We start from the raw sequence: 14838 nt of genomic DNA on the forward strand, positions 1-14838 counted from the left end.
ACTAAAACTATACAACAATGAAAAAAATACTAACATCAATTATTGCCATTGTAACGGTTCTTACAGCATTTACAAGTTGTACTAACTCAGGTAAGACTAACGGTAAATCTGGAGCCTTATCTAGCAATGTGGCAGAAAAAGTATATGTTGCACCAGGCGAACACGATGAATTCTACGCCTTTATCTCTGGTGGTTATAGTGGCAACTTAACGGTTTATGGTTTACCATCTGGAAGAATGTTTAAAGAAATTCCTGTATTTTCACAATTCCCAACCTCTGGATATGGCTATTCAGAAGAAACAAAACCAATGCTTAACACATCTCATGGTTTTATTCCTTGGGGAGATTCTCACCATCCAGACATTTCACAAACTGCGGGAGAAATTGATGGCCGTTTCATCTTCATCAATGAAAACAACACACCTAGAATTGCGAAAATTGATTTAAAAACATTTGAAACTACTGAAATTATCGAAGTACCAAACAGTGCAGGTAACCACAGTTCTTCATTTGTAACTGAAAATACAGAGTATGTTGTTGCAGGTACGCGTTTTTCTGTACCAATTCCACAACGTGATATGCCAATAAAAGAATACAAAGGAAACTTTCAAGGCGCACTATCATTTATTAGTGTAGCACCAGAAACGGGTAATATGGATATAAAATTCCAAGTTCTAATGCCTGGTTTCAACTACGATTTATCACATCCTGGACGTGGAAAATCTCATGGATGGTTTTTCTTTACCACTTATAATACAGAGGAAGCAAGCACTTTATTAGAGGTTAATGCATCTCAAAACGATAAAGATTTTATTGCTGCGGTAAACTGGAAAAAAATTGAAGAATACGTAAATAATGGTGGTGGAACTATGATGCCAGCTGATTATGCACATAACGTATATGATGAGCACACACACACAGCAACATCTACTATGAAAAAAGAAGTACGTGTTGTTAATCCAGCAGAAGTTCCTGGAGCTGTATTTTTCTTACCAACACCAAAATCGCCTCATGGCTGTGATGTTGATCCTTCTGGAGAATACATTGTTGGTAATGGTAAACTTTCAGCAAATTTAACGGTGCATTCATTTACAAAAATGTTAGCTGCAATTGAAGGCGAAAAGTTTGATGGTGAAGCGTATGGTATTCCTATTTTAAAATTTGAAGATGTTTTAGCTGGTTCAGTAGAGCAACCAGGTTTAGGACCTTTACATACAGAATTTGATGGTCAAGGAAATGCATATACAACCTTCTTTATTTCTTCGGAAGTCGTAAAATGGAAATTAGGCACTTGGGAAGTTATTGACAGAAAACCTACTTATTATTCTGTTGGTCACTTAACAATCCCTGGAGGAAACTCTAGAAAACCACAAGGTAAATATATGTTTGCAATGAATAAAATCACTAAAGATAGATACTTACCAACTGGCCCAGAAATGGAACACTCTGCACAATTATATGATATTTCGGGAGAGAAAATGGAATTACTATTAGATTTCCCAACACACGGAGAGCCTCATTATGCAGCCGCTATGCGAGCAGATCTAATTAAAAAACGTTCTCAGAAAATCTATAATTTAGAAGATAATAAGCACCCTTATGCTGCTAAATCTGATTCTGAAACTAAAGTAGTGAGAAAGGGTAATGAAGTTCATATTTATATGACAACCATTAGAAGTCACTTCTCACCAGATAATATTGAAGGTATTAAGTTAGGAGACAAAGTTTATTTCCACGTTACTAATTTAGAACAAGATTTTGATGTACCACATGGATTTGCTGTACTTGGACAAAACACATCTGAATTATTAATTATGCCAGGACAAACCAAAACATCAGTTTGGGAACCTACAAAAGTTGGTGTCTGGCCATTTTATTGTACAGATTTCTGTTCTGCATTACACCAAGAAATGCAAGGTTATATAAGAGTATCTCCTGCAAATGCAGCCACACCATTAAAATGGTCAATGGGAGAAGATATAGAATGAAAAATCTATAAAACTTAGAGAGATGTTGTTTTAGTGTTTATTTCTCTAACTAAGGCGAGAGTTGATTTTTCGCTCTCGCCTTTATTTTTTTAAACACTAAACTTACAAAGATTCAAACTTAATATTATGAAAAAGCAAAATATCATTATGATTGTAGCGGCATTGCTACCTTTAGGATTATTTCTTTTTCCGCTTTGGAGAATTACTCTAGAAGCCCCTCAATACCCAACACCATTAGCAATGAATATTCATATAAATGATTTTTCTGACGTGCATCCACACGACATTAAAAACATTAACTTAATGAATCATTATGTGGGTATGCAATATATACCAGATGCTATACCTGAGTTTAAAGTTTTTCCAGTAGCAATAATTATAACAACCGTATTAGGCTTACTAATTGCATGGAAAGGCAACTATAAATGGTTTTTAGGGTGGTTTATACTTATGTTAGTTTTGAGTACCGCTGGAATGTACGATTTCTATTTATGGGAACATGACTACGGACATAATTTAGACCCGAAAGCCATTATGAAATTCACAAACAAAGATGGTACTGTTATGGGTTTTCAGCCTCCTCTTTTTGGATCTAAAGATATTTTAAACTTTAAGGCACATTCATATCCGCAATTTGGTGCGCTATTTTTAGCATTAGGAATTGCTGCCGGATTTTTAGCCTATATTGTAGGTAAGAAAAAGAAAAAAATATTTTCCCCATAATAAAATCCTTTCTCAGGGAAGGATTTAGAAATCGAAAAAATACTAAAACACTAAAAAAATGCAAACACTAAAACACTATTTAACGCTTGCACTACTCTTGTTATTTTTCAACTGTAATGTATCTCCAAAACCTATAGATTATAGAAATGATGGTTGTTATTTTTGTAGCATGACAATTGTTGATAAAGTTCATGCCGCAGAAATTGTAACCAAAAAAGGAAAAGTTTATAAATTTGATGCTACTGAATGTATGATAAACTTCATGAAGGAGTTTGTTGATACTTCAGAAATAGAACTTTATTTATCAAATAACTATACAGAACCTGAAGTACTTATTGATGCCACAAAAGCAACATTTTTAATTAGTAAAAATATCCCTAGCCCAATGGGAGCTTTCCTTTCTGCTTTCAAAAATAAAACAGATGCTGAACAGTTTCAAACTGAAAAAGGAGGTGATTTGTACACTTGGAAAACCTTACTAGTAAAATTTAAAGACTAGTAATCATATGAAACATCTATTCAGTTTTATAGCTGCCATTTTAATGGCTAGCTCAACTATTGCCCAAACTATAGAAGTTTGCAAAAGCTGCCCTATTTCATCTTTAAAAGATGCAATAACACAAGCTAAAGATTTTGATACTATTATAGTAAAAAAAGGCACTTACAAAGAGTATAATATTATTATAAACAAACCTTTAACCATTATTGGTAAAAAGTATCCAGTAATTGATGGAGAACTAAAAGGCGAAATCATCACAATAATATCAGACAATGTTACGGTTGATGGTTTATTCATCATTAATGTTGGCACAAGTTATACAGAAGATTACGCAGCTATTAGAGTTCAAAAAAGCAAAAATTTCTTCATTCAGAATTTAGTTTTAGAAAAATTATTTTTCGGAATTTATATAGAAAAATCAAGAGACGGAAAAGTATTTCACAATAAAATTATTGGTGATGCTGTGGAAGAATATAATTCAGGCAATGGTATACAATTGTGGTACAGTAAAAATATACAAATAGAACATAATTTTGTTCAGCACGTTCGCGATGGTATTTATTTAGAATTTTCTGACGATTGTCTAATTAAAAACAACGTAAGTACACTAAATGTGCGTTACGGATTGCATTTTATGTTCTCTAATGATGACACTTACCAAAACAACACATTTGAAAATAATGGTGCTGGTGTTGCTGTTATGTTCTCAAAACGAATTAAGATGTATCAAAATCTTTTTAAAGAAAATTGGGGAACAGCATCTTATGGCATGCTTCTAAAAGAAATAAATGATGCTGAAATTATAGGCAATATTTTTGAAGACAATACCATTGGTATAAACATAGAAGGCTCTAACCGTATTAATTACAAACACAATACATTTACAAATAATGGTTGGGCAATTAAAGTAAAAGGTGCATGCTACACTAATAAATTTATTGAAAACAACTTCTTGTACAACTCTTTTGATATTGCTTACAATAGTAATGTAAACGACAATGAATTTAATAAAAACTACTGGAGTAATTATACCGGTTACGACCTCGACAAAAATGGCATTGGGGATGTACCCTACAGACCTGTAAAACTGTTTTCATACATCGTAAATCGCACACCAGAAACCATCATATTATTGCGTAGTATGTTTATAGATATTATTGATTTTTCTGAGAAAGTATCTCCTGTGTTTACACCCGATGATTTATTAGACAACAACCCACAAATAAAAAAACTAACATGGTAACTATTGAAAATTTACATAAAAAATTTGGAAAGAACCAAGTACTAAGTGGTGTGGATTTAACCATTACCGATGGTGGAATTTTTGCAGTACTGGGACCAAATGGCTCAGGTAAAACCACGCTAATAAAATCAGTTTTGGGTATGGTTATTCCTAATAAAGGAACTATTACCGTATTGGGAGAAGACATTAAAAAAAACTCAGATTACAGACATAAAATTGATTATCTGCCACAAATCGCAAACTTTCCTAGTAATTTAAAAGTGAAAGAATTAATTAAAATGATTAAAGATTTACGAAAATCTACAACCGAAGACCAACGATTAATAGAGCTCTTTAAACTAGAACCTTTTTTAGATAAAAAACTAGGCAATCTTTCCGGAGGTACAAAACAAAAAGTAAACATTGTTTTAACCTTTATGTTTAATAGTCCACTAATTATTTTAGACGAACCCACCACGGGATTAGACCCAATTTCTTTAATAAGATTAAAGGATTTAATTCAAACTGAAAAAACCAAAGGAAAAACCATACTCATTACCTCTCACATTATGAGTTTTGTTGAAGATATTTCAGATGAAATTGTATTTATTCTCGAAGGTAAAATCTACTTTAAAGGTAGCATTCAAAAATTAAAAACCAAGACCAATCAACCCGATTTTGAACATGCGATTGCGTCTATATTAACTGATAATCATGCTTAAAATATTAAAATATAGTTTTTACGATTTAATGCGTAGCCGCTGGAGTTATGTATATTTCGCTTTTTATTTATTATTGGGCGTTGTGTTACTGTTTTTAAACAACGACCTTTCAAAAGCAGTCATCACTTTAATGAATGTTATTATTATTCTTGTCCCATTAATTGGCACCATTTTTGGCGTGATGTATTATTATAATTCCAAAGAATTTACTGAGCTTTTATTAGCGCAACCCTTAAAACGTTCATCCATTTTTTTAGGACAATATTTAGGCGTTGCCTTATCACTTTCTATGAGCTTAATTCTAGGTTTAGGAATCCCATTTATGTTTTATGGTTTATTTAAAAGTAGTGCCATTTGGGATTTTTCATTATTACTAATTACTGGAACATTTTTAACCTTAATATTTACGGCTTTAGCTTTTAATATCGCTCTATCAAACGAAAATAAAATTAAAGGTTTTGGGTATGCTATTTTGCTTTGGTTATTTCTAGCAGTAATTTATGACGGCTTATTTTTAATGACATTAATTATGTTTGAGGACTATCCTCTAGATAAATTATCCTTAGTTGGTACCATGCTAAATCCTATAGATTTATCAAGAACACTTATTCTTTTAAAGCTAGATATTTCTGCATTGTTAGGATACACGGGAGCGGTTTTTAAACAATTTTTTGGAACCAATTTTGGACTGATTGTCTCTTTTATAATGCTAACTGTTTGGGTGGTATTACCAGTTTTAAGAATTACGTTTAAAGCAAAAAAGAAAGATTTTTAACAAAAAATAGCAAATTGAGTGACATGTATCATCTTTTAAAAAATATAAAAATTCTATTTTAGCCCCATGATTAAAGGTTTTTTATATAAAATCATTTCATTGCTTTTGATAACTATATTGTTAGCAAACAATATAAACACTTTAGCTATTGTTGGAAGCTTTGTTGTCAATCAAGATTTTATTGCCAAAACTTTATGTATTCAAAAAGAGAATCAGAAAGGGTGTAACGGTAAATGTCACTTAAAAAAACAGCTTGCTAAAAATAATTCAGATACTTCAAGTGAATTTCCTACTCAAGAAAATAAAAGAACCTCTTTAGATACTTTTTACCTGGTTTCTTATAATGCTTTTAACACGCGTTTAAATACTTTTATTTTACCCCAAACAATCATACCTCATAATTCATCTCGGATTATTAAGACATCTTTTAAGGTAGAAACACCTCCTCCTATATTTAGTTAATTTTTATTGTTCAAAAAAGCCAAATCATGAGCTTTGCCCTTCCTGTTAGCGCATTATTAATGACGTTAATAGGATACTTACATACGTATAAAACACAAAACATTTAAAAATGAAACTAAAATATATTTTTCCCATTATCTTTATTACCTTATTTACAACAGCTTGTTCAACTGATGATGATGAATCTCCTAAAACCAGTAATGAAACTGAAGGTCTTATAAAAATACAAGACATTGTTAATAATAATCAAACTATTGAATTATATAGTAAAACAGGTGCATTCCAAACAGGTTATAACAATGTAAATATTAGAATTAAAAATAATAACGATCAAACCTACTTTGAAAACGCTAGCATTTCTTGGATGCCAATAATGCAAATGCCAATGATGCAACACTCATGCCCTCATTCTACTATCTCAAAGGTTTCTGATAAGAAAACGCTATATACAGGTTCAGTAATATATCAAATGACAAATACAGATGGTTCAGGATGGTCCATAACAGTTAATTATTCTATTGACAACGTTGATTATACGGTCACAGAAACTATTTCTGTTTCTCAAGCAGAAAAACAAAACGTAACTAGCTTTATGGGCTCAGATGACAAGCGATACATAGTTGCACTTGTTGAGCCATTAGAACCAACAATTGGCATAAATGACATGATGGTTGGTCTTTACAAAATGGAAAACATGATGTCTTTCCCAGCTGTTGAGAATTACAAAATCATGCTTGATCCTAGAATGCCAGGAATGGGAAATCATAGTTCGCCAAACAATACTAATTTAAGCTTTAATGCCGATGACGCCATGTATCATGGTAACTTATCTTTAACCATGACGGGGTATTGGTTTCTTAATTTAAAACTTTTAAATGGTTCAGACGACATTTTAAAAGGAGAGGATGTAACTGAACAAAATGAAAAAAGTTCGCTTTATTTAGAATTAGAATTTTAAAACATTCCAATTCTTTCAATTCATTTAATGAAGTTGCTTAAACATATTTAAGCAACTTCGTTAATCATCATTTTTATTAATAACAACCTCATGAAGCATCTTGTTTACATAGGTATTTGCTGTTTTTGTTGTCATTCTTTTTTTGCCCAACAGGACACTTTGGTTACAGCCAAAGACACCACCAAATTGAGTCAAATAATTCTGGTAGCGCAACGTAAATTGAGCAATTACAGGCAAAAAAAAACACTCTCTAGTGTTGATGCCTATTTAGAAAAATCAAACCAAGTTACTATGATAAAACGTGGTAATTATGCTTGGGAACCATCAATTAACAATATGGTCAGTGACAGATTAAATGTTACCATAAATGGTATGCAAATATTTGGAGCTTGTACTGATAAAATGGATCCTATAACCTCTTATGTTGATGTGTCTAACCTGAAACAAATTAGTGTTAGTTCTGGTCAAGAGGGTACCGAAAACGGACATTGTATAGGTGGTAGTATTGATTTACAAATAGCAGCTTCAAAATTCAATAATTCTGGATTAAAAACAAGTACTGATTTAGGTTATGAAACTAACGGGAATTATAAATCGGCAGGTCTTGATTTAGAATATTCTGGAGATAAATTTTATTTAACCACAGATGGTATTTTTAGAAAATCTAACAACTACTCTGCTGGGGGAAACCAAGAAGTGCTCTATTCGCAATTTCAAAAATATAACATCTCTCTAAATGGTGGCTATAAGCTATCTACTAATCATACCATTGAAACCCATATTATTTATGACAAAGCCACAGATGTTGGCTACCCAGCGCTTCCCATGGATGTGTCACTAGCAGAAGCTTTAATTACTTCGGCAACACATATTTACAAAAACGAATTAACCACCATTAAATCCTTAGAAACCAAACTCTATTTTAATACCATAACCCATATTATGGATGACACCAAACGTCCGGATGTACCTATAAGAATGGATATGCCGGGGTGGAGTGATACTTACGGATTTTATACTAAAGCAACTTTAAAAGAAAATAAGCACAACATTTTAGTAAATCTAAATGGTTTTTATAATCGTTCTTTAGCGGAAATGACCATGTTTTCAAATGATACAAGTCAACCAGATATGTTTATGCACACTTGGCCAGATGTTAGAACACTCTATTCGGGGTTATTTGTTAAGGATAACATTGCATTAAATGAAAACGAAACGATTTCAGCAGGTATACGATTAGGCTATCATAAAAACAAAATTGCAAATAAATTGGGGTTCAATAGTTTAAGGATATTTTACCCTAAACTCGAAGATACTCAAACTCGATTTTTAACAAGTTTATCTACAGATTACACCTATAAAAAAGAAAACTGGAATGCTGTTTTTGGTATTGGTTACGGAGAAAGAGCCCCTACAGTAAGTGAAGGCTATGGAAATTTTTTATTTAATAGTTTCGATGGGTACGATTATATAGGAAACCCAAACTTAAAAAATGAAAAAGCTATCGAAATTAATGCCAAAACAAACTATAAGTTCAATACCATTTCCTTAGGAATTGAATCTTCTTTCTTTCATATTTCAAACTATATTATTGGAGAAATTGATAATAGTATTAGCCCAATGACTATTGGTGCTAATGGTGTTCGAGTTTACAACGCACTTAATCACGCTTCTATTTTCAATATATATTTTAATTCTAGTATAGACTTCTCTAATGCATTCTCGTTCAACAGTTCTATTGGATACAATTATGGAAGTGGTAGCAATAATAAAAACCTACCTTTAATAAAACCATTTTCTTATTTAGCCGAAGTCAATTATAGTACAGCAAAATTTAATGCCATTTTACAACTTGAAGGTAATGGTAACCAAACCAAATACAGCCCATTTTATGGAGAAGATGAAACCCTTTCTTATACTGTATTAAACCTCAACTTAGGAAATGTAGCTTACATTAATCATAATAAACTCATTTTTAAATATGGTATCGAAAATATACTTGACACTAATTATTCAACATACGCTGATTGGAATAATATCCCGAGACAAGGACGAAATTTCTATATGAACGCTTCATTTATTGTATTCTAGATTTAAGGCAAATTAAAATAATATAAAAGGCTAACAAAAGTCATATTTATACGTTTTTTGAATGAATATTTTTGGCTTATCATAAAAAAGATAAAAATATCTTTTTTATAAAAACTATTTAAATTATGAACACTATAGAAAATAAAACAGTAGCCGAAGTTGTTTCAGAAATATAAAAACCGCTCATGTATTTAAAAAGCATGTGAAAAAAATCAGCTAAACTACGAAACATTAAAGTCTGAGATTTTAGCGGTTGACGATGCACCTAAGGCTTATGATTATAACTCATGGAATCTTGATTTTTTAATTGACCATATTGTTAATATTCATCACACCTACGTTGAAGAGTCCATTCCGTTAATTATTCAATATTCAAATCGTGTTGCAAAAGTTCATGGGCATCATTACGCAGAAGTCATTCAAATTAATAAACTTTTCACTGAAGTTGCGAATGAGTTGGCTGCTCATTTAAAAAAGGAAGAACTTATATTATTTCCATATATTAAAAAATTACTAAAAGTAAAAAATGGAAACTTAGATTTTGAAAAACCACAATTTGGCTCAGTAGATAATCCAATACGAATGATGGAAGAAGAGCATGAATCTGCAGGTGATATTTTTAAAACCATAGCACAACTTACAAATAATTACACGCCACCTGAAGGTGCATGTAATACATTTAAAGCTTTGTATGCAAAACTAGATGAATTTGAACAAGATTTGCATCAACACATTCATTTGGAAAACAATATTTTACACCCTAAAGCAATGCAATTAGAGCAAAGCTTTATCTAAATTAGATTGAATAAAAACGTGTGGTTTAGGAATATTTATTTTTAAACCACACTTTTTGCCATTCGCGTTTTAATATTAAAAAAGCTACATCTTCCGAAAGTTTTAAAGTATCATCACCATTTAAAGCTTTAACTGCTTTTTCTGGAACATCAATTATGTATAGCAAGTTCAAATAGTCAGTAAATTTCTCTTGAATTAATTTATAAACCGTTTCATGAAGCATCAATTTTAAACTTGATGGTAAAACCTCCTCATGAAAATCCAAATCTATATTAGCCAAAAGAAAATCTTTATTTAGTTGAAGAATTAATTTTCTGTATAAATCTAATTGATTGGCTTCTTCAATTAAAGTTTCAAAAGTATTTGGTAACTGCATTAAACCGCTCTATTCATTAAATTACTGCCAAAGGTTTTAAGCAAATCTTTTTTATCTTCAGAAATGTTTAAAGAGTCCAAACCTAAAAAAGCTTTAGTTGTATAATCTTTTATAGCCTCTTTTGTAGCATCAGCAGAACCCGTAGAGACAAAAAACTGTTTTGCAACCTCAATTTTAGTAGCTACATCCTCTGGAATAGAATTAAAAAGCTGACTTAATTCAATCTTATCAGTATCATTTGAAAATTCTAAAGCTTTCAAATATAAATAGGTTTTTTTATTCTCAATAATATCCCCTCCAACTTGCTTACCAAATGTTTTAGGATCGCCAAAAGCATCTAAATAATCATCTTGTAATTGGAAAGCAATACCTAAATTTCGTCCAAATTCATAAATACTATTTTGATCTTCACTTGAAGCTCCAGCAACAATAGCCCCCATTTTCATTGCAGCACCAACTAATACAGCTGTTTTGTACTCAATCATTTTTAAATACTCAGGGATTGTTACATCGTTTCTGGTTTCAAAATCTACGTCATATTGCTGGCCTTCACAAACCTCTAAGGCAGTTTTACTAAATAATTTAGCTAAAGATTGAAATGTATTCGCTTCATAATTCTCAAAAAGTTGATATGCCATAATTAGCATAGCATCTCCCGAAAGAATTCCTGTATTAATATCCCACTTTTCATGCACAGTTTCTTCACCTCTTCGCAAGGGTGCATCATCCATAATATCGTCATGAACTAACGAAAAGTTATGAAAAACTTCAATACTTAACGCTGCATTTAATGCTATTTTGTAATCGCCGTTAAAAATATCAGCAGTCATTAAAGTCAAAACAGGGCGTAAACGTTTTCCGCCCAAACCTAAAATATAATCAATAGGTTCATATAGGTTTTTAGGCTCAGTAACGGTTGAATATTCTTGTAAATAAGAAATAAATTGGTCTTGGTATTTTTCTATTGAAAGCATCAAACAAAAATAGATTAATTCGGCATAATTAAAAATTTTCAAAGTAAGGGATATGTTAAAAAAACATTAAAACTTTGGAAACTTTTTTTGTTTTCATAGTTTCCATACTTATATTTGCACGGAAATATGAGAGAAAAAATTATACATAAATCGGCAGAATTATTTTTAAAATTAGGTTTTAAAAGTGTTACAATGGATGATATTGCTCAAGAAATGGGAATATCTAAAAAAACCATTTACGTACATTTTGCTAATAAAACTAAATTAGTTGAAGCTGTCACTTTTGAGCTTTTTGACACTATTTGTGATGGTATTGATGGCATTTGCGAAGCTTCAAATAACCCAATAGAGGAATTGTACGATATCAAAATGTTTGTGATGCATCACTTAAAAAATGAGCAAACATCACCTCAATTTCAGCTTAAAAAATATTACCCTCAGATACACCATGTCTTAAAATTTAAGCAATTTGAAAAAATGCACGATTCCGTTAAAGATAGTCTTCAAAAAGGAGTTGACACTAAGCTGTTCAGGTCCAACATTAATGTCGATTTTATCTCTAGAATGTATTTTAATGGCATGATGGGCATAAAAGATGATGCCATATTTCCAAAAGAGATTTACACTATGGATTACCTTATGGAAAGCTACTTAGAATATCACTTAAGAGCCATTGTTACCGAAAAAGGGTTACAAACATTAAATAAATTTATAACATCAAATCAATCATAAAATGAAGAACAAACTAATTTTAGTTTTTAGTTTAATAAGTTCTATTGCCCTGTTTTCGCAGGAAAACACTCAAAGTTTCACATTACAAGAAGCTATAGATTATGCACTAGAACACAATAGAACCTCTAAAAACGCAGCACTAGATATTAAAGCCGCCGAAAAACAAAAATGGGAAACCATAGCTACTGGTCTTCCTCAAATTAATGGAAGTATTAGCTATGTAAACAATATAAAACAACAATTTCCTGGTATTGACTTTAATAACGACGGCGTTGTCGATTTTGGCGCTAAACAAAGCGTTACGCCTACAGCCACATTAAGCCAACTTATTTTTGATGGCAGCTATTTAGTTGGTTTACAGTCTGCCAAGGTTTTTTTAGAAATCTCTAAAAATGCTAAGGAAAAAACAGATTTAGAAATCCGAAAAGCAGTAATAAATGCCTACGGAAATGTTTTGTTAGCCGAAGAAAGTTTAGGCATCTTTGAACGAAATATTTTAGTATTAGAAAAAAACTTAAATGAAACTACTAAAATATTTGAAAACGGGCTTGGTGAGGAAGAAAGTGTAGAACAATTACAAATTACATTATCTGGAGTAAAGAGTAGCTTGAGTAACACAATTCGTCTGAAAGATCTTGCCTATCAAATGTTTAATATTACATTAGGTTTAGACATAAACAACAAAACTACGCTTTCGGATAATTTGATTGGTTTAGCAGCTCAAAATACCATACTTTCTTTATTAGAGGCTGATGAAAATATTGAAGAAAATATTGATTATAAAATTGCTAAAAACGATAAAATCTCTAAAGAGTTACTCTTAAAACTTGAAAAAAGTAGAGCATTGCCAACCTTAAGTAGTTATTTATCTGGCTCATATATTGGAAATAACGAAAAATTTAGGTTTTTAAATAATGACCAAGTTTGGGCAGGAATTGCTTCTTTTGGTTTTACGTTAGACATTCCAATATTTGGTTCTGGATTAAAAAGTGCAAGAACACAGCGTGCTAAAATAAATCTTGAAAAAGCCGAAGACGACCTAACTGAAACTGAACAAAAATTAAAACTTCAAATGGCATCTGCAAAAAGCAACTATAAATTTGCTATCGAAGATTACGAGAATAAAAAACAAAACTTAAACTTAGCAGAACGCATTGAGAAAAAAAATCAAACTAAATATTTTGAAGGGATTGCTTCCAGTTTTGATTTGAGACAGGCACAAACACAACTTTATGCAAGTCAACAAGAATTTTTACAAGCTATGCTTGACGTTATAAACAAAAAAGCTGAATTAGAAACGGTATTAAACACAATAAAATAATCAACTCAAAAAACAATAAAAAATGAAGAATCTATTTTCACTACTAATTATAACGCTACTACTTGCATCTTGCGGAGGAGACAAAAAACAATCTATCGAAGATGTTATAGCGACTGAAAACTTAGAAAAAATCAGATTAAAAAGAGGTGAAATTGTTGCTAAACAGCAAGAAATAACCGAGCAACTAAAGCAATTAGATGAAAAAATAGCTGTGTTGGATACAACCAAAAAAGTACCTCTAATCACAACTTTTACAGCCAAGTTGAATGTATTTAATCACTATTTAGAACTTCAAGGAAACGTAAGCACAAAAAACAATCTAGTTATTTTTCCAGAATATTCAGGGATTTTAACTCGTGTCTATGTTAAAGAAGGACAAAAAGTAACTAAAGGACAAACCTTAGCAAAAATTGATGATGGCGGAATGAGTCAACAATTGGCACAGATAGAAATTCAAGCAAGTTTAGCTAAAACCACTTTTGAGCGTCAAGAGCGTTTATGGAATCAAAAAATAGGTAGTGAAATTCAATTTTTACAAGCTAAATCAACTTATGAAGCGCAAGAGCAAGCTGTTAAGCAAATCAAACAACAAATAGGAAAAACAATAGTAAGAGCTCCTTTTACAGGTACTATTGATGATATTATTACAGAACAAGGTAGTGTTGTTGGAGCTGGTCAATCACAACTGATACGCATTGTAAATTTACAAGACATGTATATTGAGACTAACGTCCCAGAACGTTACATTTCTAATGTCACCAAAAACAAAGATGTTGAAGTTGAATTCCCTGTTTTAGGAAAAACGATAAATACCAAAGTAAGACAAGCTGGCAATTTTATCAATCCTGCAAACCGAACATTTAAAGTTGAAATAGGAGTACCAAATAAAGACAGAAGCATAAAACCGAATCTTACCGCAAAGGTTAAAATAAACGATTACACTAATGAGAAAGCACTTTTAATACCGCAAAGTATAATATCAGAAAATGCAAATGGAGAACAATATATTTATGTTGTTAACACCAAAAATGCAAATGGAGAAGGTGTTGCTGAGCGTGTTATTATAGAAACAGGAAAAACACAAGGCGATGTCATCGAAGTTTTAAAAGGTATTGAAAATGGAACTGAAATTATTCAGGAAGGTGCCAGAAGTGTAAAAAATGGACAAACTGTAAAAGTATTAGACGTATAAACCATCCA

General features: G+C 31.5%; 15 protein-coding genes. 13 read left to right on the forward strand and 2 right to left on the reverse strand.

All coding sequences use genetic code 11. The features are described 5' to 3' along the window. The first annotated feature begins 17 nt into the window (after positions 1–17). The 10 genes from nosZ (at position 18) to Q0870_RS00650 (ending at position 10235) form a co-directional block, all read left to right on the forward strand. Positions 18–1988, forward strand: coding sequence for a Sec-dependent nitrous-oxide reductase (gene nosZ / locus Q0870_RS00605; protein ID WP_298550130.1), 1971 nt, complete (start codon positions 18–20; stop codon positions 1986–1988). Positions 1989–2114: 126 nt separating this feature from the next. After that, on the forward strand, positions 2115–2711 hold the full coding sequence (locus tag Q0870_RS00610; RefSeq protein WP_298550132.1) for a hypothetical protein: 597 nt from the start codon (positions 2115–2117) through the stop codon (positions 2709–2711). Positions 2712–2769: 58 nt separating this feature from the next. Beyond that, entirely contained in the window at positions 2770–3210 is a 441-nt protein-coding gene (locus tag Q0870_RS00615) for a nitrous oxide reductase accessory protein NosL (protein WP_298550133.1), read from the forward strand. 7 nt (positions 3211–3217) lie between these two features. Continuing rightward, complete coding sequence (locus Q0870_RS00620) at positions 3218–4453, forward strand: nitrous oxide reductase family maturation protein NosD (RefSeq protein WP_298550134.1); 1236 nt, start codon at positions 3218–3220, stop codon at positions 4451–4453. Beyond that, a complete protein-coding gene (locus tag Q0870_RS00625) occupies positions 4447–5154 on the forward strand; it encodes an ABC transporter ATP-binding protein (RefSeq protein WP_298550135.1) in 708 nt (235 codons plus the stop codon). Before Q0870_RS00620 ends, Q0870_RS00625 begins: the two co-directional genes overlap by 7 nt. Continuing rightward, complete coding sequence (locus Q0870_RS00630; RefSeq protein WP_298550136.1) at positions 5147–5929, forward strand: ABC transporter permease; 783 nt, start codon at positions 5147–5149, stop codon at positions 5927–5929. The genes Q0870_RS00625 and Q0870_RS00630 overlap by 8 nt, the downstream gene beginning before the upstream one ends. A gap of 66 nt (positions 5930–5995) precedes the next feature. Next, the gene (locus tag Q0870_RS00635) at positions 5996–6391 is read left to right on the forward strand and encodes a hypothetical protein (RefSeq protein ID WP_298550137.1); all 396 of its coding nucleotides are present in this window, start codon (positions 5996–5998) and stop codon (positions 6389–6391) included. A 109-nt stretch (positions 6392–6500) separates the two neighbouring features. Then, on the forward strand, positions 6501–7349 hold the full coding sequence (locus Q0870_RS00640) for a hypothetical protein (RefSeq protein WP_298550139.1): 849 nt from the start codon (positions 6501–6503) through the stop codon (positions 7347–7349). A gap of 90 nt (positions 7350–7439) precedes the next feature. Next, positions 7440–9440 (forward strand): TonB-dependent receptor, encoded by a 2001-nt coding sequence (locus Q0870_RS00645; protein ID WP_298550140.1) that lies wholly within the window; start codon positions 7440–7442, stop codon positions 9438–9440. Between the two features lie 363 nt (positions 9441–9803). After that, positions 9804–10235 carry a hemerythrin domain-containing protein gene (locus Q0870_RS00650; RefSeq protein ID WP_298550608.1) on the forward strand — a complete coding sequence of 144 codons (432 nt, stop codon included), beginning with the start codon at positions 9804–9806 and terminating at the stop codon, positions 10233–10235. A gap of 25 nt (positions 10236–10260) precedes the next feature. Here the strand turns inward: Q0870_RS00650 and Q0870_RS00655 are convergent, their stop codons facing one another. Continuing rightward, complete coding sequence (locus Q0870_RS00655) at positions 10261–10611, reverse strand: hypothetical protein (protein ID WP_298550141.1); 351 nt, start codon at positions 10609–10611, stop codon at positions 10261–10263. After that, positions 10611–11585 (reverse strand): polyprenyl synthetase family protein, encoded by a 975-nt coding sequence (locus tag Q0870_RS00660; RefSeq protein WP_298550142.1) that lies wholly within the window; start codon positions 11583–11585, stop codon positions 10611–10613. Before Q0870_RS00660 ends, Q0870_RS00655 begins: the two co-directional genes overlap by 1 nt. A gap of 126 nt (positions 11586–11711) precedes the next feature. On the opposite strand from Q0870_RS00660, the gene Q0870_RS00665 reads away from it, so the two are divergent. The 3 genes from Q0870_RS00665 to Q0870_RS00675 are packed head-to-tail and all read left to right on the forward strand — an operon-like array spanning position 11712 to position 14830. Then, positions 11712–12317 (forward strand): TetR/AcrR family transcriptional regulator, encoded by a 606-nt coding sequence (locus Q0870_RS00665; RefSeq protein WP_298550143.1) that lies wholly within the window; start codon positions 11712–11714, stop codon positions 12315–12317. A gap of 1 nt (position 12318) precedes the next feature. Then, positions 12319–13638 carry a TolC family protein gene (locus Q0870_RS00670; protein WP_298550144.1) on the forward strand — a complete coding sequence of 440 codons (1320 nt, stop codon included), beginning with the start codon at positions 12319–12321 and terminating at the stop codon, positions 13636–13638. 22 nt (positions 13639–13660) lie between these two features. Continuing rightward, positions 13661–14830: an efflux RND transporter periplasmic adaptor subunit gene (locus Q0870_RS00675; protein ID WP_298550145.1), complete on the forward strand. Its 1170-nt coding sequence runs from the start codon at positions 13661–13663 to the stop codon at positions 14828–14830. Positions 14831–14838 lie beyond the last annotated feature (8 nt).

Source organism: uncultured Algibacter sp. (assembly GCF_947487575.1).
Classification (GTDB): Bacteria; Bacteroidota; Bacteroidia; order Flavobacteriales; family Flavobacteriaceae; genus Algibacter_B.